19 protein-coding genes and 1 tRNA gene are annotated in these 18,643 nt (G+C 34.4%); 11 read left to right on the top strand and 9 right to left on the bottom strand.

From position 1 onward, the window contains the following. Positions 1 to 164: 164 nt before the first annotated feature. The 8 genes from mbcS (at position 165) to D2K62_RS06405 (ending at position 8,670) form a co-directional block, all read left to right on the top strand. Entirely contained in the window at positions 165 to 1,742 is a 1,578-nt protein-coding gene (mbcS, locus tag D2K62_RS06440) for an acyl-CoA synthetase MbcS (protein ID WP_117149068.1), read from the top strand. A 186-nt stretch (positions 1,743 to 1,928) separates the two neighbouring features. Next, positions 1,929 to 4,049, top strand: a complete 2,121-nt coding sequence (locus D2K62_RS06435; protein ID WP_112179936.1) for an ATP-dependent Clp protease ATP-binding subunit — start codon at positions 1,929 to 1,931, stop codon at positions 4,047 to 4,049. A gap of 149 nt (positions 4,050 to 4,198) precedes the next feature. Continuing rightward, positions 4,199 to 5,026, top strand: a complete 828-nt coding sequence (locus tag D2K62_RS06430; protein WP_112179937.1) for a ComEC/Rec2 family competence protein — start codon at positions 4,199 to 4,201, stop codon at positions 5,024 to 5,026. A 54-nt stretch (positions 5,027 to 5,080) separates the two neighbouring features. After that, positions 5,081 to 5,923 (top strand): dimethylarginine dimethylaminohydrolase family protein, encoded by an 843-nt coding sequence (locus D2K62_RS06425; protein ID WP_112182643.1) that lies wholly within the window; start codon positions 5,081 to 5,083, stop codon positions 5,921 to 5,923. A gap of 88 nt (positions 5,924 to 6,011) precedes the next feature. Beyond that, a complete protein-coding gene (locus tag D2K62_RS06420) occupies positions 6,012 to 6,593 on the top strand; it encodes a DUF421 domain-containing protein (protein ID WP_112179938.1) in 582 nt (193 codons plus the stop codon). Between the two features lie 133 nt (positions 6,594 to 6,726). Continuing rightward, the gene (locus D2K62_RS06415) at positions 6,727 to 7,104 is read left to right on the top strand and encodes a GntR family transcriptional regulator (RefSeq protein WP_112179939.1); all 378 of its coding nucleotides are present in this window, start codon (positions 6,727 to 6,729) and stop codon (positions 7,102 to 7,104) included. Further along, the gene (locus D2K62_RS06410; RefSeq protein WP_112179940.1) at positions 7,094 to 7,960 is read left to right on the top strand and encodes an ABC transporter ATP-binding protein; all 867 of its coding nucleotides are present in this window, start codon (positions 7,094 to 7,096) and stop codon (positions 7,958 to 7,960) included. The genes D2K62_RS06415 and D2K62_RS06410 overlap by 11 nt, the downstream gene beginning before the upstream one ends. Next, positions 7,957 to 8,670, top strand: coding sequence for a hypothetical protein (locus D2K62_RS06405; RefSeq protein ID WP_112179941.1), 714 nt, complete (start codon positions 7,957 to 7,959; stop codon positions 8,668 to 8,670). Before D2K62_RS06410 ends, D2K62_RS06405 begins: the two co-directional genes overlap by 4 nt. 47 nt (positions 8,671 to 8,717) lie before the next feature. On the opposite strand, the gene D2K62_RS06400 is transcribed toward D2K62_RS06405, so the two are convergent. The 3 genes from D2K62_RS06400 to D2K62_RS06390 are packed head-to-tail and all read right to left on the bottom strand — an operon-like array spanning position 8,718 to position 10,586. Continuing rightward, positions 8,718 to 9,491 carry an ABC transporter permease gene (locus D2K62_RS06400; protein ID WP_112179942.1) on the bottom strand — a complete coding sequence of 258 codons (774 nt, stop codon included), beginning with the start codon at positions 9,489 to 9,491 and terminating at the stop codon, positions 8,718 to 8,720. After that, the gene (locus D2K62_RS06395; protein WP_112179943.1) at positions 9,491 to 10,393 is read right to left on the bottom strand and encodes an ABC transporter ATP-binding protein; all 903 of its coding nucleotides are present in this window, start codon (positions 10,391 to 10,393) and stop codon (positions 9,491 to 9,493) included. The genes D2K62_RS06400 and D2K62_RS06395 overlap by 1 nt, the downstream gene beginning before the upstream one ends. Before the next feature lie 4 nt (positions 10,394 to 10,397). Next, positions 10,398 to 10,586, bottom strand: a complete 189-nt coding sequence (locus tag D2K62_RS06390; protein WP_112179944.1) for a PLDc N-terminal domain-containing protein — start codon at positions 10,584 to 10,586, stop codon at positions 10,398 to 10,400. 117 nt (positions 10,587 to 10,703) lie between these two features. On the opposite strand from D2K62_RS06390, the gene D2K62_RS06385 reads away from it, so the two are divergent. Further along, positions 10,704 to 10,776: transfer RNA gene (locus D2K62_RS06385), tRNA-Ala, on the top strand. A gap of 38 nt (positions 10,777 to 10,814) precedes the next feature. On the opposite strand, the gene D2K62_RS06380 is transcribed toward D2K62_RS06385, so the two are convergent. Continuing rightward, positions 10,815 to 12,140 carry a chloride channel protein gene (locus tag D2K62_RS06380; RefSeq protein ID WP_232827973.1) on the bottom strand — a complete coding sequence of 442 codons (1,326 nt, stop codon included), beginning with the start codon at positions 12,138 to 12,140 and terminating at the stop codon, positions 10,815 to 10,817. Positions 12,141 to 12,153: 13 nt separating this feature from the next. Continuing rightward, complete coding sequence (locus D2K62_RS06375; protein ID WP_112179945.1) at positions 12,154 to 12,768, bottom strand: DUF421 domain-containing protein; 615 nt, start codon at positions 12,766 to 12,768, stop codon at positions 12,154 to 12,156. Positions 12,769 to 12,967: 199 nt separating this feature from the next. Here D2K62_RS06375 and D2K62_RS06370 point away from each other — a divergent pair, with 199 nt between their 5' ends. Continuing rightward, on the top strand, positions 12,968 to 13,207 hold the full coding sequence (locus tag D2K62_RS06370; protein ID WP_112179946.1) for a hypothetical protein: 240 nt from the start codon (positions 12,968 to 12,970) through the stop codon (positions 13,205 to 13,207). A 66-nt stretch (positions 13,208 to 13,273) separates the two neighbouring features. On the opposite strand, the gene D2K62_RS06365 is transcribed toward D2K62_RS06370, so the two are convergent. Both D2K62_RS06365 and D2K62_RS06360 read right to left on the bottom strand, forming a co-directional pair. After that, positions 13,274 to 15,625 (bottom strand): cell wall-binding repeat-containing protein, encoded by a 2,352-nt coding sequence (locus D2K62_RS06365; protein WP_112179947.1) that lies wholly within the window; start codon positions 15,623 to 15,625, stop codon positions 13,274 to 13,276. A gap of 96 nt (positions 15,626 to 15,721) precedes the next feature. Next, positions 15,722 to 16,483: a helix-turn-helix domain-containing protein gene (locus D2K62_RS06360; RefSeq protein ID WP_112179948.1), complete on the bottom strand. Its 762-nt coding sequence runs from the start codon at positions 16,481 to 16,483 to the stop codon at positions 15,722 to 15,724. A 339-nt stretch (positions 16,484 to 16,822) separates the two neighbouring features. Here D2K62_RS06360 and D2K62_RS18695 point away from each other — a divergent pair, with 339 nt between their 5' ends. Then, positions 16,823 to 16,993 (top strand): aspartyl-phosphate phosphatase Spo0E family protein, encoded by a 171-nt coding sequence (locus D2K62_RS18695; RefSeq protein ID WP_157967845.1) that lies wholly within the window; start codon positions 16,823 to 16,825, stop codon positions 16,991 to 16,993. Between the two features lie 83 nt (positions 16,994 to 17,076). Here the strand turns inward: D2K62_RS18695 and D2K62_RS06350 are convergent, their stop codons facing one another. Next, a complete protein-coding gene (locus D2K62_RS06350) occupies positions 17,077 to 17,517 on the bottom strand; it encodes a flavodoxin domain-containing protein (protein WP_112179950.1) in 441 nt (146 codons plus the stop codon). Between the two features lie 15 nt (positions 17,518 to 17,532). Further along, a complete protein-coding gene (locus tag D2K62_RS06345; RefSeq protein ID WP_112179951.1) occupies positions 17,533 to 18,582 on the bottom strand; it encodes a ribonucleotide-diphosphate reductase subunit beta in 1,050 nt (349 codons plus the stop codon). Between the last annotated feature and the right edge of the window lie 61 nt (positions 18,583 to 18,643).

Raw genomic sequence — 18,643 nt, 5'->3', positions numbered from 1 at the left:
CGGAAAGGGAATCCATTTGGGGTGCATTACAATTACTCGCCCCCAGCAAGATCGTTTGCTGACGTAGCAGATAAGGAAGTTTAAGTAAATTCCTTTGCTCAATTGTTAATTACTGATATAATGACATGTAATTAGTACCTACTACTAAAAAAGAAGGGTGACATATGAATAAACAAGAATTAATAGCCCCAGAATATTATAATATTGCAATGGAAATGGAGAAATACGCACAAGATCCCGAGCGTATTGCACTAATTTGGCAGGATGATCAAGGTCAGGAAAAGAAAATCACCTATAAAAAACTATTAGAAAATGCTAATAAAATTGGAAACATATTTTTAGAAAATGGTTTGCAAAAAGGGGATAAAATTCTAGTGATGATGCCCCGTTTAGTTGATACATATGAAGTCTATTTAGCTGCTTTAAAAACAGGTATTATTCTGATTCCTAGTTCAGAAATGTTGCGAACAAAAGATTTACAATACCGTATCACACACGGAGAAGCAAAAGGTATAGTAAGTTATTATCCATTTGCTGAACAATTTAAAGAAATCGAACAATTGACTACTTTGAAAAAATTCACTGTTGGTGCAGAGGTATCCGAATGGACATTTATTGAGAAAGAAAAAGAGTTGGCTTCCAATCAATTAGAAATAGTAGATAGTAAAAGTGATGACATTGCCTTTTTACCATATACGTCTGGTACAACCGGAAATCCAAAAGGTGTTATGCATACGCACGCATGGGGATATGCACACTTACGTACTGCTCCAGCTAATTGGCTCAGCATTAAGGAAGGGGATAAAGTTTGGGCTACGGCTGCCCCTGGCTGGCAGAAATGGGTATGGAGTCCATTGCTGTCTGTACTAGGTTCAGGAGCAACGGGTTTTATATACGACGGAAAATTCGATCCGAAAAAGTATTTACAATTACTGCAAGATCAAGAGATAAATGCACTATGTTGTACCCCAACAGAATATCGGTTAATGGCAAAAGTAGATAACCTGTCTGATTATAAGTTACCGAAGCTGCACAGTGCAGTTTCGGCAGGTGAACCGCTGAATCGCGAAGTAATTGATACATTCGAACGTCATTTTGATATAACTGTTCGAGATGGTTACGGTCAAACAGAAAGTACTTTACTATTAGGTTTTCTAAAAGGAATGAAGGTAAAAGCTGGTTCAATGGGTAAACCTACACCAGGTAATGAAGTGGTATTAATCGATGAAGAATGTAACCAAGTACCGGTTGGTGAAGTTGGTGATATCGCAATACCATTGGATACACCTGCTTTATTTAAAGGTTATTATAAAGATGAAGAACGTACGAAAAAAGCGCATCGAGGTAATTATTTTGTTACAGGTGATCAAGCAACAATGGACGAGGAAGGTTATTTTTGGTTCGAAGGCCGTAGTGATGACATTATTGTTAGCTCCGGATATACAATTGGACCCTTTGAAGTTGAAGACGCATTAGTAAAACATAATGCAGTAAAAGAATGCGCGGTAGTTGCTAGCCCGGATGAAATTCGTGGTAATGTTGTAAAAGCTTATATTGTACTTCAAGATAATATTGATAAGAATGATGATAAATTAGTAAAAACGTTGCAGGATCATGTGAAAAAAATGACTGCACCATATAAATATCCAAGAAAGATTGAATTTATAGATGAGTTACCAAAGACATCATCAGGAAAAATCAGACGTATTGAATTACGTAAACGTGAGGAAAAATCATTATAGTGTGTGTGTTGTAAGAAGAGGATCGAGATCCTCTTCTTTTTTATTATTATATTTTTTAAAATAATGAAGCAAAATACTTGAAAGTCAAAGATAGTCAAATTATAATGGTATCAAAGGTCAAAGATAGTCAAAACAATCTTGATCTACTAAAAACTTTACTTACTCTTCTGAAGGAGGAAGATATTAATGAATTGTCAAAACTGTGGAAATCGTCCAGCTAATATTAATGTAGCCCTTAAATATAATGAACAAATGCAACAATTGCATGTATGTGAAACGTGCTTTAAAGAACTTCAACAAAATGCCAAGAATTCTCTAAATAATTTTGGAGGTCAAGGAGGGGCACAAGGTTTTGAAGACTTCTTCTCTGGTGCTAGTCAAAATAGTGAACAACAAGCTAGTGGCAAGAAAGAGGGCTTATTAGATGAATTAGGAAGTAATTTATCCCATGCTGCTAAAGCTGGAATTATTGACCCAGTAATTGGTCGTGAAAAAGAAGTAAAACGTGTTATGGAGACATTAAATAGAAGAAATAAAAATAATCCAGTATTAATTGGTGAACCAGGTGTTGGTAAAACAGCTATTGCAGAAGGTTTAGCTCTAAGAATTGCAGAAGGTAATGTACCATCTAAATTAGTGAATAAAGAAGTTTACTTACTAGATGTAGCATCACTTGTAGCTAATACTGGTGTGCGTGGTCAATTCGAAGAACGTATAAAGAAATTAGTTGCTGAACTTCAAAATCGTAAGAATGTAATTTTATTTGTTGATGAGATCCACCTACTAGTTGGTGCAGGTTCATCAGAAGGTTCACAAATGGATGCGGGAAATATTTTAAAACCTGCATTAGCAAGAGGTGAGTTACAGTTAATCGGTGCTACTACACTAAAAGAGTATCGTCAAATTGAGAAAGACGCTGCTTTAGAACGTCGTTTTCAACCGATTATTGTAAAAGAGCCGTCAGTAGAAGAAGCGGTACTTATTTTGCAAGGTTTACAAGATCGTTATGAAGTGTTTCACAATGTAACATACACACCTGAAGCAATAGAAAGTACTGTAACGTTATCTCAACGTTACTTGCAAGATCGATTCTTACCAGATAAAGCAATTGATTTAATGGATGAAGCAGGGTCTCGCTTGAATTTAGCAAATGAAGATTCTGATAAAGAGTCATTGCAAAAACGAATTGATGAAATAGCCAAAGAGAAACAAGAAGCTGCTGAAAAAGAAGACTATGAAACGGCAGCTAATTTAAGACATAAAGAATTAATGTTAGAGAAAAAAATCAATGATACAACAGAACAAACGAAAGCTTCGGTAACAATTGAAGACATTCAGTTAATTATTGAAGAAAAGACTGGTATACCAGTTCGAAAAATTCAAGCAGACGAGCAATCAAAAATGCAACATTTAGCTGAGAATTTAAGTTCAAAAGTAATCGGACAAGAAAATGCAGTCCAAAAGGTAGCTAAGGCTGTGCGTCGTAGTCGTGCAGGAATGAAATCAAAATATCGTCCAATTGGTTCTTTCCTATTTGTTGGTCCTACAGGTGTTGGTAAAACTGAGCTAACGAAAGCATTAGCTGAAGAGCTATTTGGTACAAAAGAATCCCTAATTCGTGTAGATATGAGTGAATACATGGAAAAACACGCTGTCTCAAAAATAATTGGTTCTCCACCAGGATATGTTGGACATGAAGAAGCGGGACAGTTAACAGAGCGTGTTCGTCGTAACCCATATAGCCTTATATTATTGGATGAAATTGAAAAAGCACATCCGGATGTACAGCATATGTTCCTACAAATCATGGAGGATGGACATCTAACAGATAGTCATGGTCGAACAGTGAGTTTTAAAGAGACGGTGATTATTATGACAAGTAATGCAGGAACAGGTGTTAACAATATCAGTGTAGGATTTAATAGTACGAATAATGAAGCAGTTTCCACATTGGAAACACTAAGTGACTATTTCAAGCCTGAATTTCTAAATCGTTTTGATGCGATTATTCCGTTTAACGAATTAAAACAACAGGATCTAATCCAAATTGTTGATATCATGTTAAATGAATTAGAAGAAAACGTTGAAGATCAAGGATATACAATTACTGTTTCAGAAGACACGAAAAAATTCTTAGCTAACAAAGGATATGATTCAAGATTTGGTGCTCGACCGTTACGTCGTGTGATTCAGGATACAGTGGAAGATGGCATTACAGACTTAATGCTAGATGACGAGAACAATGATATGATCAATATTCAAGTTGAAATTGTCAATGATGAAGTGCAAGTTAAGAAAATAAATTAATATAGCTACATGCGGCATCCATTAGGGATGTCGTATTTTTTATCATAATTTTTAATTTAAATAGCAAAATAGAAGGTAAGATACTTTAATGACTTTGTAAGGAGGTAAGAAAAATCAAAAAATATGTCATTTATCTTCTTATTTTTTGCATGACTTTTATTGGATATACAAATGAGTTAGAAGCAACAGAGCAAGAAATGCTTGTTCATTTTATTAATGTTGGCCAGGGGGATAGTATTTTGATTGAAACACCAAATCAAGAGAATATCTTAATTGATGGCGGTCCACCAGATGCAAGTGAAAAAGTTATTGCTTATTTAAAAGAACAAAATATAAAAGAGATTGATCTATTAATAGCAACACATCCAGATATCGATCATATAGGTGGTCTACTTAAAGTTATTGATCAATTTAAAATTAAAGAGATTTGGGATAGTGGTAAATTTTATTATACAAGAACTTATCATCGCTATTTTCGAAAAATAAAAAATGGGAATATCCCGATAGAAATTGCTAAGGTAAATACAATGAAAACATTAGGAGACAATATTTCGCTGATAGTATTAAATGCAAATTCTATTTTGAAAACAAACAATCAATCCTCACTAGCACTGTCCTTAACCTATGGATCAGTCGATTTCTTGTTAATGAGTGATGTTGAAAAGAAACAAGAAATTAAGTTGATGCAACGAACAGATGTGGAATCAGAAGTATTAAAAGTTGCCCATCATGGTTCTGATACATCAAGTTCATTTGCCTTTTTGCAAGCAGTTGACCCTGAGATTGCAATTCTTTCATATGGGGAAGATAACACATATGGACATCCCGTAGGTACAACAGTTAATAAATTACTCGACGTAGGTGCGACATTATATTCTACTGCAAAAGCTGGTGATATTGTGATAGCGACAGATGGCGAGACTTATCGTATTGATGTATCGGGAGTTGGAAGACTAATCAATAAACCAATTCGTTAAATTCTGGTATAATTAATAGTATAGATATAAAAAAGGGAGGTCGTTCTTGTGGAAATGAGTTCGCGAGGAAATGTAATGTGTGATACAGAATATGGTATTTTAGAAAAAGTGATTGTATGCTCACCAGCCCACATGAAAATCGGTAAAATTATTAATGAAACGCAAAAGCATTATCAAACAGAAAATATTGATACCAAAATTGCAACCGAACAGCATGATGGATTTGTAAATGTATTAAAAGCCCATGATATTGAAGTTATTGATATTACACCGCAAATCGAGCTACATGAACAGGTCTTTACACGAGATATAGGTTTTTGTATAGGTGATACCCTAATTACGGCTAAAATGGGTGATAAAGTGCGCATGCCTGAGGTGTCGCATTTAGAGGATGTTCTACGAGAACAGAATATTGTATACAAGTCATTTGCGCAAGAATCAATTGAGGGTGGGGATGTGATAGTTGATGGTGACAAAGTTTGGGTTGGTATCAGTGAGCGCACCACGTTTGAAGCTGCTGATGCTCTCCAGTCCCTATTACCAAATCATCAAATCATTAAATTACCAATTGCAGATAGAATATTACATTTAGATTGTGCATTTAATTGCTTAGCGCCCAATTTAGGCATTATTTATCCGAAAGCATTCACCGAAATAGATTTACAAAAGATAAAAGAACACTATGAACTAATTGAAGTGAGCGATGAGGAAGAATTCACTCTGGGAACAAATGTATTATCTATTGGTAACAAAAAAGTTATTAGCTTACCAGAGAATAAATTAGTTAATCAACAGCTCCGAGATTTAGGTTACGAAGTGATAGAAGTAGAATTTAATGAGATTATCAAGTCTGGTGGTTCATTCCGCTGTTGTAGCTTGCCATTAGTTAGAAAGTAAAGTTTTTTATCAATGAAAATCAAGTCATACATAATTAGTTCCTAAATGAAGATATTACATATATATCATCATTTAAAGGAGAAAATGTATGGATTATATTTGGGAAGCATTTTTAATGGTTATTTCTGGATTCCTTCTTTTGCGGCTATCTGGCCGTAAATCACTCGCACAAATGACGGTTACTACAACAGTGGTAATGATCTCGATAGGGTCTATTATTGTGCAACCAATTATAGAAGACAGTGTAATGAGGACAATTATAACGATTATTATTTTTATAAGTGTACTAATTTTAATTGAATATCTTCAAGTGAAGTCCAATGCGTTGGAGAAATTAATGACTGGTAAGGCAGTGTCAGTTATTGAAAATGGTCAAATTAATCTAAAGAATCTCAAAAAGCTTCGGTTCACTGTTGATAAACTGGAAATGCAGATGCGACAACAAGGGATTTCAAATATTTCGGACATAAATAACGCAACAATTGAACCAAATGGGCAATTAGGTTATGAATTAAAGGCAGACTCTAAGCCACTTACTGTCGGTGAATTTAAGAAACTGATGGGCTTACTCATACAACAGCAAAATCAATCACCTGATAGTGACGGGAATTTATTCTATGAAGTGATCAACAAAGAACATGTTATGCCTCATCGTGATGATTTGAAATAATGCTGTACGGGCAAGACGCCAGGAACTCCTAACATCAGGAGTTTCTTTTTTTATGTGAAAAGGATTGACTTTACGTATTTATGGTTATATAGTTAATTACATAAGTAACTAACAAAAGAAGTAAGGTGATAAGATGAAGCATACAATAGATGACAGCAAACCAATATTCCAACAAATTAAAGAGCAAATTGAAGACATGATCATCAATGATACGCTATCAGAAGATGGACGTGTACCTTCAACAAATGAATTTGCGAATCATTATAAGATTAATCCTGCTACAGCTGCTAAAGGTATTAATCAATTAGTGGATGAAGGCATAATTTACAAAAGAAGAGGTGTGGGTATGTTTGTTACCAAAGAAGCGAAGGAAATTGTCTTTCAAAAAAGGAAGGATGCTTTTTTTAAATCTTATGTTATTCCACTGCAGATGGAAGCAAGTAAGTTAAATATTTCTGTTGAAGAACTACAAGAGATGGTAATAAAGGGAGGACTTTCCGATGGAAATTAAAGTGAATAATGTGTCAAAAGTCTATCAAAAAAAACATGCATTAGCTCAGTTGGATTTTTCATTAGATAAACCAAAAATATATGGCCTTCTCGGACGAAATGGTGCGGGTAAAACAACAATTATGCAACTACTTGCTGGCTTTATGCTCCCTACAAAAGGAGAGGTAACAGTTGATGGACAAAATCCATTTGATAATCAAAAGATTATGGAAGCTGTTTGTCTAATTAGTGAAGGAGATAATTTTAAAAAAGATCTAAAAGTTAAAAATGTCTTAATGATAAGTTCATTATTTTATCCAACATGGGATCAAAAACTAGCGGAACAATTACTAGCTGAGTTTTCACTTGATCCAAGTGCTAAGGTTAAAACTTTATCAAAAGGCATGGAATCAGCTTTGGGTATTATTGTAGGACTTTCAAGTAAAGCACCAATAACTATTTTCGATGAGCCTTATATAGGTTTAGATGCCTCATCAAGAACCAGGTTTTATGAATTATTAATTGAACAGTATCAAGAACAGAAACGGATGATTATTTTTTCAACACATTTAATTGATGAAGTGAGTGCCCTGTTTGAGGAAGTATTAATCATGGATGAAGGTAAGGTAATCTTGCAAGAGGAAACAGATAGGCTAAGAGAAAGGTGTTATTCTATTACAGGGTCAAAAGAGAAAGTAGAAAAATTCATAGCGGAGAAACAAGTAATCCATCAAAAAATGTTTATGGGTGAGATGACTGCAGTACTTTTGGAAGATGATAAACAAGCAGCTGTAGCAGAAAATTTTGTGATAGAAAGTGTACCGATTCAACAAGCGATCATTTATTTAACGAGTCGAAAGGGGCTAACCCAGAAATGAAACGTCAACTAAAAGCAATGTTGTATTTTTTTATCACAGATATGCGATATTCCTATTCTATTTTTTGGTCAGTGCTTGGATCCATTATCCTGCTATCATTAGTGGTCACTTACTTGCTTAATAATTTTGAGGAGACAGTAATGTATCTGGCGATATCGATCGCAGTTTATGTCTATGCGGCAATTCTTGGTTTTATAACGGTGAAAGAAAGTCTTTCATTTTCAATAAAAATGGGAGGTACCAGGAAGAATTATTTTGCTAGTATTGGGTTATACTTTATCGGTTTTTCTATTGTGACTGCTTTTATTGAGAGTACATTACATCTAGTGACTGTAACCAGTACTAAATTATTTTCAATTTCAGAATTTAATTTAATTCATCCAGCTGCCTTGTTAGGTGAAGACGGGTCGTTTATTTATCGATTCGCAATTGATGCGATTATAATCTTTTTATGTGTAACACTGTTTTTCTTAATAGGATTAATTTTTTATAAATATAATTTAGTTGTAGGTTTATCTTTGATTGGTTTAATTATCTTAACAATAGTTGGAGCAGCAGCTAGGGGAACACTATTAGACTTAATTGAAAAGTTAGTACTAGAACCAAGTTTCTCTTACTTTTTAGTCACATTAGGTATTAGTTTAATCATCTACTTGCTTTCATGGCCACTGCTATATAACATTACTGTTAAGTCAGCACGTTTGAGTTAAAAAAGAAGCCTTCAATTTTTCTTTGTAAGATAAATTGAAGGCTTCTTTTATGCTAATTCTTTTTTATTAAAGGTGAAAAAGGATAAAAATAGTAAAGCAATTATGAATGTTACAGTAACAAATGAAGTTCCCCATAATGCTGTAGGAATTTCTCCTGTATGCAATAGTTGGCGGATATGGCTACTTAAGCTATTTGGAAACCAAGTTAACTTATGTGAGAAAATACTGTTAATCGCAGACATACTGAGTATGGTCCCAATCGAAAGTGCCCCTATTAATCCAGGTGTTTTGAGCAAAGTGTTATAGAAAATGGTAATGGTCACAACAAGAATTAACCATAATCCATAAAATAAAAAGGTTTGAATAAATGCTAAAATTGTAATGTCCCCAAATAATAAATTGACATAATACCAACTTGCTAAAAGACCGATTAGATAAGCTGTCAGGATGAGCGTTATTTTTGCGGCCCACTTACTTGAAATATAGTGGGAATAACGTACAGGCTTCACTAAAACAAGTTCGACAACACCACTTTTTCTTTCTCCAGAAATAGTTCCCATAGTAAGTAGTACAATAATTAATACGCCAAACATACTAAACTCTTGTAAACTCATCATTAGTGCATCTGCAGCTGCAATATCTGGCATCTCAATTGATGTTCCTTCTGGAAGACCCCCAACAGTATCAAGAATAATAGGCATATAATAAGTAGTTAGTGGATCCATAATTGCGAGTAGAATAAAAACAACGGGAACCCATATCCAACTGAAATTACGCCAGTATTCAAGCATTTCTTTTTTGAAAATTATTGTCCATTGCATTATTTTTTCACCACTTTCATAAATAAATCCTCTAGCGATGTTCGGCTAACTTCAAATTTAGTCAATGGCCAATTCTCTGTTGTAGCTTTATTCAAAATCGTTTCTCTAGCTAGATCAGTATCCTGGACAATACAAACTAATTCATTACGATCAACGATCACATCTGAAATAGATGAGATTTCCTTTAATGCTTGTATGAAGTTTTCGTTAGATTCTTTAAAAGCTATATTAATTTTAGCGGTTTGGTGCTTTTTACGAAGATCATTTAAGGATCCAGATTCGACAATTTCACCTTGATGCATGAGTAATAGTGCATCGCTAATTTCCTCTGCATCACTTAAAATATGTGTTGAAAAGAGAATAGTTGTTAGTTCTTTTAATTCTTCCATCAAGGTAAGCACTTCTCGACGACCAATTGGGTCTAAAGAAGATACTGGTTCATCTAGCATGATCATTCGTGGTCGGTGAATCATTGCCTGGGCAATACCAAGACGTTGCTTCATTCCGCCAGAATACTTTCCGATTCGCTGGTTTTTAGCTTCTGAAATACCAACCCTCTCCAGGTAATAATCAGCAAGCTCGTTTACATTTTCTTTAGCCAAATTTGCTAACTGTCCAACATACACGAGAAACTCTTTTCCAGTCATCCAATTATGAAAAACAGGGTATTGTGGTAGATAACCAATATGCTCACGAATGTCAGCACCGGGTTTCATTCCTTCGAATTCAATCGTTCCACTGGTAGGTTTTAGTAAACCGGAAAGTAACCGTAATGTAGTTGTTTTCCCGGCACCGTTTGCTCCAAGCAATGCTACACAATTTCCAGGACTCAAAGAAAAAGACACGTCTTTAACTACAGCATTTCCGTCAAATTTTTTCGTGAGATTTTGCGTATTAAACATCGGATTAATCCTGTCTCCTTCCAAAGATGAAAAATAAAATAGGTCCAATAATACCAATAACAATTATAACAAATAACCAGAGCCATTTTGATCCATTTGTTTTATCTGTTTTAAACCAAGCAACTATACCTACAATTGCTAAAATACCTTCCAACAATATAATGGGAAATAATATAGGGAGTAAATCTGCCATATACTTCACCTCCAATACAATTATAATAAGTATACGATTCATTTCATTAAAAAGTTTCAATTAGCATTGTTTGATTGATTAAAATTCGTTATACTATCTAAGTACCCAATTTAATAAGGGGCATTAGCTCAGCTGGGAGAGCGCTTCGCTGGCAGCGAAGAGGTCAGCGGTTCGATCCCGCTATGCTCCATATGAAAGAAAAAGCCTGTAACCATCATACTATGATTGTTACAGGCCTTTTTTGTGCTTGATTTTCTTTCTTTTTTCTATATTTTCAATTGTTTCGCCACTAAGTGTATTATAGAGGTGACTCTTTGGTTCGTGTATTTTTTGAGAAGGCCATAATCCATGGTGTCCTGCAAATATGTAACTAACGATACATACAATAAAAAAGTACTGTAAAGCTTCTCCATTAAACATTTCCATTGATAATAAAAAAGCTGCAATTGGTGTGTTAGTTCCACCGCTAAAGGCTGCAATTAAACCTAATGCAGCTAGAAAAGAAAGAGGTAAACCAATATATGTATGTAAAGCGTTACCTAATGTAGCACCCATAAAAAATAGGGGAATAGCTTCACCACCGACAAAGCCTGTTCCGAGGGTGACTGCTGTAAAAACCAGTTTAGCAAGGAAAGCAAAAGGATGGACCTCTTCGATAAAAGATTGTTCAAGTACATGTAATCCACGTCCATTATAATCTTGTGAACCTACTAGTAATGTCAATCCGACAATGATAAGTCCACCAACAAACGCTCTTTTCATATGATTTTTGTTAAATAGCTTCTCTGTCAAGCTTTGTATGCCATGTCTTAATTGGCAGTAGGTAATAGTTAGTAGACTAAAAATGACTGCAACGAAGATAACTTTTGCAAACAAGAGAAGAGAGGCTTCAGGTACGGTTTGAATAAGAAGAGTTTCGTGTTTCACTCCCCATGCTGCTGTTGTCATATAATGCCCAACAAAGCTAGCAACAAGACATGGTACGACTGCTTCGAATCTTATCTTTCCTAACGCCGCCATTTCCATTCCGAAAATCGTTCCTGTTATTGGAGTTCCGAAAGCTGCTCCAAAACCAGCACTTATCCTACTCATAAGCAAAATTTTATTGTCTAGTATATTTATTTTGAAGTAATTATTTACTGTCTGAGCTACACTGGCCCCCATTTGAACCGCTGCACCTTCTCTTCCAGTCGAACCTCCAAATAGTACTGTTATGAAGGTTGCAACATATACAATTGGTCCTGTCCTTCGCAGCATCTTTTTTTCACCATTAACGCTGTCGATTACTAGATTATTTAATGCTGCAGAATCATGTATGGTATCATTTATTGATACTTTCCCCAATTTCATGTATATGTAGCCCACTAGGATCCCTGCTAAAGGTAGAAAGAAAATAAGCCAATTATGTTTCTCTTCACGTAATTCACCTAAAAAGTCATTTGTTTCTAATAGTAGTGCAGTTGTAGAGCCTATAAAGATTCCAATAATACTACCCCACAATATCCATTGACCAAGTAGTGAAAATAACGTTTTATAATTAATTTTTGTATACAAAACAGTCAATACCTCACTTCAAATGTTCTGGTGGTTCTTTCAGATGTTTGTTATTTTTAACTTCTTTAAAAATGTCATCTCCTGATTTTTTTTGTTGTGGAACTGTTACGTTGATAGGTGGATTCGTTTGGTTTAACTGAATCATCGCCATAAGTTTTTGAATATCTTCTTTAGTAGCCGGTTGTTTATTGGGTTGTAGCATATATCCTAATTGCCCATTTGTTTCTATAGTTGCCCATTTTACATCACTAATCTTTTGAATATTTTGTTGCCTTAATCTTAATTCAAGCATATCTACGGTTAAGCGTAATTTTTTAAGGTGATTCTCGTTGATTTCTCCATTTTCGACGACCAGAAGTGATTTACCGGAAATAAAAGTTTCAAGTTTATCGGATTTTAAAACGACATATTCAATGAATATAAGTGTCATAACCATTAGGAATGTAATCACTAACGTAATCCATATGTTTCTTTCACTTACTGGTTGGATAATTAGTGAACCAACAGCTACCATCATTACCGTTTGGGCTACTGTAAGTTGTGAGATTGACTTTCTCCCAGCTAACCGAAGTATAAGAACGCCACCGATGACAATAACAATAGATTTCCAAATAAAATGTAAATCCAAAAATATCCCCCCTTGTTCAAAGAACCCATATCCTTATCATGCTTAAGAATAATTTAAAATATGCGTAATGTAGGAGGTAGATTAATTGAATTTAAAATAAGATGACGGTATAGCTAATTCTTACCAGCTGCAAAGAAGTTTAAAAGTAGTTCGTTCTATCAAGACTAAAAGGGAAATTAAAACGAGGAGTGAAAATTCGATGACTAATTTTTCGCAATATAGGGTTGTTCTGACAGATACCGGATGCGAATTAATCCTTTATATAGATACTAATACCGAGTTTTCAAGTGAATTAGGAACTGAGCCAATAGTATATAAGAGTCTGAAAAGCCAAGTGCAATCATTCATCACTTCAAGAAAATTAGCTATGGTGCAAATATCAAGAGTAACAATTATGCAGGATACGATGCTAATCACGTCTTTTAACCCGAATGATTAAGACATAAATAATTCCTTGGATTACAAAGCAAAAAGCAACCGCATATGCGGTTGCTTTTTGCTTTAATTATTTCATTTGTTTGTAAACATTTAAACGATTATTTTCTCCAATTACATCACTACCACCTAAAAAGTTCACTTTCGTTATGTCTGAACTCATGTTATTTGCTATCCAATTAGAGACTGTAGAAGGAAGCTTATCTTTATCAACCAAGATAACAGGTGCTTTTTGTATTGCTGCTAAAGGAGAACCGGATAGTGCATCTACATAGCTCTGCCCACTCGTAAAATAAACATTAGATATGTCGAACTCCGCTTTAAAATTGTTAGCAATCTCAACACTTGTGGCATAGCGATCTGGACCAGAGATTCGATTGACTTGTGAAACACCAATACTTTTTAACTGATCTTGTATATTGGCAGAAACAACATTTTCTCCACCAATAATGGTAACCTTTGCTATGTTGCCATTTTGAATCATTTTTTTTACTTCTGATGTAAGGCTATCCGTCTTTGTTAATAATATTGGAATTTGCTTCATACTGGCATATGGAGCTATGGATAATGGGTCTGGTGAGTTATCTCCTGTGGTTAAGAATATTTCATTTGTTGTACCGACTTCAGTTGCTATATTTGTTGCCGTGGCATAGCGATTTTCTCCACTAATTCTTTTAACATTTATCCCTCTACTTTCTAAATCCTTGACCACAGCAGATGAAATTGCGCTCTCACCACCTAGAACGATTACATGCTTAGGATTGAGACGGCTAATTTCAGTACTAATCTCACTTGGTAGAAAGTCCGTTTTTGTTAATAACAATGGTGAATTATATTTTTTTGCTAGAACACTTCCTGTAAGAGAATCAATCGGGTTGTCTCCTCTTCCTAATACCACATAATCGCTGGTTTCTTCCCAACCACTATTAGATACAGCCACACTCGTACCATATCTAGTTTCCCCTTGGATTTCTCGTACTTGAAGGGGCTTCAATAAGTCAGATTCCATATAACCTCGTGTTCCATCGGTAAGTTTTACTGGATACCAATTTTGATTGATTATCTCACCAATTATTTGTATAATATTACTACTGTAAATCGTCTTTAATATAGGGCCACTTAGTGAAGAGTTTGTCCTCATGTTAGCGGTTGTTGTTGTTAAAGCGATCTTACTATCTGTAACCTGTTCTTCTTGTGGAAGCCAGGTTTTAAAGGCTGGCCATAGCAATTGGTTTTCTTGTCCTAAAGCCCAGTTCCCAGTACCTTTTAAACCATAATTATTTATTAAATTAACTTTTGCCTTTATTGATTGTTCGTTTTCATACCAGATGGTGTAGGTTCCAGGTACCAAAGCTTTATTATTGATATACATAACAGGATCTTCTTGTTTAATTGTTACAGTAGCTTTTGGTGATTGACTCTTTTCGTCAAAAGTTATCGAGCTTTGATATTTGGTTAGCATTTCTTGAATTCTTTGATTGGTAATACCTGTTCCACCAATACTTTGACCTTCTAGCCAATACCTACCATAGTGTGGGAGTCCTAAGACGATCTTTTCATTGGGTACGCCGTTTGCGAATGCGTATTGAATAGATCTATCGACAAAAGAAATACTAGCAACAGGACCTGGGGCACTGCCATACCAACTTTCGTCATAAGCCATAATCATTAGGTAATCTGCATATTCAGCTAACTTTTTATAATCATAAGATCCATGCCAACCTTTTGTCCAATTACTTGGATTTGCTGCCACAGCTACAGAAACTTCTTTATCTTCTGGTAGCTTTTCTCTTAATAAACGTACTAAATCGGTATAATTATCTCTATCTATTTCTGTGACATTTTCAATATCCACATTGACTCCATCAAGGTTATATTTGGCAATTGAATCTGCAATTTGCTGAGCCAATACTTCCCGGTTCTCCAATGCAGCCCTACCAAGTTCTCTATCCCAATGATTACTTAAGAATGGAACAACTTTAATACCACGACGATTCATATCACTGATGAAAATTTCACTTAAATTTGAAGTGTCTAAGCTACCGTCTTCGTATATATCAAAATAACTTGGGGAAGTTTGGTTAATTACACTTTCAGTTTGATCGACAAAAGAAATTTGTGTGTTAGGAGATCCATAGTACAAGTAGCCCATATTAAAGTCAGTTGCAGCTTCTACGTCAGTGGGATAAAGATATAATGTTGTAATAACAACTGTCCCAACCATTACCTTAACTGTTCGAATATGAGCACCTTTCATTTTTTCTTGTATCGTTCTTCTAATAAATTGATGAAGGGACACGGCTTGCTTTTTACTTAATTTATCTCCTTTTAATTCAAGTGAGAATTCACTTAATAAAGGGTCTAATCTTATTGTTAATGTGTTTGTCTTTTCATTAAAGCTAAGATTTTGTAATTCGAACATACAAATATGATCCTTTCCGCTTCTATCTTTAGGCATAGGATTCCCTAAGTGAGAAAAAGTATTTGCATTATTATAGAACGAAATTAGTTTGATGATTTAAATACTCGCATGATAAAAAGGTGATCCTACTATTTCAGAATCTGTCATAAGGTAAGGATAAGTTTTCATCATCTCTATATGTAAATCCGCTGAAATCATTGACGCTTTGTATGCACGTATAAGTAGCATATTATTGGTTCCATTCTTTTTAAGTGGATTTTCTACTAGATGTAGCCAATCATCTTGGCAATATTTTTTTTCAGATAACCAGATTCGTACAGTTTTGGCATTTTCAAACTCTGATTGTATAACACTTAGTTTATCAATAATTTCTTTTGGACCATGCTGATCAAGATCTGCTTTATTAATAAAACAAACGGAATTTATTAATTCGCTTTTTGATAAGATGGTTTCTAGATTTTGTTGAATTTTATTATAGTTCTGATAATTATCAATGATTAAGCAATAACTATTTTTTTCTATACCAGATATAAGGAAAGTAATAACATGATGATAATAATCGTCCAAACTATTATATAAATACAAAATTTTTCCGTTATCAAGACGTTTAAAATGTTCTACTATTTCATACCGCATAAACTCGTTTTGAAGTGTATTCTTACTGAGATTATTTCGAAAGAAAATTATTGGATCAAAATTCAGTGCCGCAGCAATATTGATTGCTACATTGAAACTAGGGTTGCGTTTGCCTGTTTCTATTTGTGAATAATATGCTCTATCGATAAAAGCTCTTGAAGCAACTTGTGCTTGTTTCAAGCCTTGCGATTTACGAGAGTTGATCAACCATTCTCTTTTCATATATCTCCTCCAGTCTAACCAGTTACCATGTATAGAATGCTCAGTTTAAGATTGAATCTAATTCTTAAACTGAGCATTAAAATAATATATATGCATCAAAATCTTTAATAGTTTGGTTTAGGTATACTGCATAAATTCTATCAAATATTGAATCTATGAAGTGTGGCTTGTTGCCACATTTATATACCACTTTAGATATATCCATTGATTTTTATTGAGCAAGTATTAGTATGGAGTATAATTGTCTTGAAGTACTTATATATCTTGATTTTCCTATCCACTTCATTTCAACTCATGGACGACATTTTATATTCAACTACAGAAAAGGAGCGGATAGAATTGGCTCATAGCAAAAAAGAGCAATTAATTAAACAGATTCAGTTGAAACAAGAGGAATTAACCAAAGTTGGTTTATCAAAAGGAGTTAGTCACGAAGATACAATTCTGATAAGTACAGAATTGGATATGTATATATATGAATTGCAAAAAATGGAACTTGCCGATAAATAAAGAAGCTTAGCTTTGGACATAATTACAATATATAAAAAGATCGCGACTATATACGTAGTCGCGATTTTTTTGATCTATACGTTTTAAATAGTAACCAGTTGTCTAACAAGCCGATCACAAAATTGTTTTACGCGAATGTAGTCTTCCCTTTGTGGCATTAATTCTACTTTTAAGGTAACTGCGAGATCTGTGTGAACATAGAGCATATCCCGGAATAACTCTACGGCACCACAATAATAGGGATAGAAACTGTCACCAGTACCAAATATTCCTGTACTAATATGTTTAACTTGCTGTGTTTCAAATGCTGTAAATAGTTCTTCCATCTCAAGCGGAATCTCTCCATTGTCCCATGTATAGGTTCCAACTGCGACGATATCATAATTAGTTAACGTATCATAATGAAAATCATCAATTGCTATCAGTTCTGCTGAAATACCAGATGCATACATTTCTTTATAGACTTGCTCTGCTAGCACATCCGTATTTCCAGTGATAGACGTATAGATAATTGCTGCTTTCATAATAAATGATCCCCTTTATAATTCGTCAAATTCGTTTGAAGAAGAAACTTTCGTATAAGTTCTGGACTTTTGCTCAAAGAAATCTGATTTCGTTTCGTTTAACATTTCATCACTAAATACATGTATCCACGCCATTGGGTTTTCCCGGTCTGGGTAATAGTTATCCAAGCCTATTTGACGCAACCTTTTGTTAGCCAAATATTCAACGTAATCATGAAATTCATCTAGATCAATGCCATCAATATCTTTTAGAATATAATCTGCCCATTCTTTTTCTAACTGAACAGCTTTATCGATTGTTTGATAGACGTATTGAATATTTTTATCTGTATTTAAATCTGGATTTTCCGTTAGTAAAATTCGAACAAATTGAGAGACGAAATAGGCGTGTTGCATTTCATCGCGTTGGATATAACTGATCATCGTACTCGTTTTTAACATTTTTTGTTGACGAGCCAAATGATAGAAAAAGGCAAAACCAGCGTAAAAATAAATACCTTCTAAGTTAATCGAGTTAATTGCTAATTCAAATAGACGTTGTGGAGTTGGGTTCTCGTTAAAAGCATCATAACTGTCTAATATAAGTTGATTCCTTTTTTGTACAACTGGATCCTCTTTGGCTTGATTGAAACGATCGTTCTGTTCGCTTAGTGGCACAATTGAACTTAAAATATAAGAATAGGACTCATTGTGAACTGCTTCTTGTTGTGAGATTACAGCAAAAATTGCTTTGAAACTAGAATCTGTTACGTAGTCCATAACGTTTGTCATCGTAGGTGTTTGCAAGCTATCGAGTGACGCCAATTGCGTGTTGATTCTTAGAAATATATCTCGTTCTGTATCTGTTAGGTGATCCCATTGTTTAATATCATCTTGCATATTAATTTCTTGTGCTTTCCAAAAATTCGATAATAGTGTTTGATATAAATCATACATTTTTGGATAGGCAATATCGTTCCAGTTTAATAGACCAGATGATTGGCCATTAATTAATCCGGTTGATTTATTTGGATATGTTGGATTTAAAAGTTTTATTTTTGATAAAGGTTGATCGATTTGAGTCAACAGATTACCCTCCTTATGAATATATGTAGTATGTCCCCTATTTCTTGCTAGAGAGATAGGG

Origin of the sequence: Paraliobacillus sp. X-1268 (assembly GCF_003426095.1) — a bacterium.
In the GTDB taxonomy this organism is placed as follows: Bacteria; Bacillota; Bacilli; order Bacillales; family Amphibacillaceae; genus Paraliobacillus_A; species Paraliobacillus_A zengyii.
This window is presented reverse-complemented; position numbering and strand designations above follow the sequence as displayed.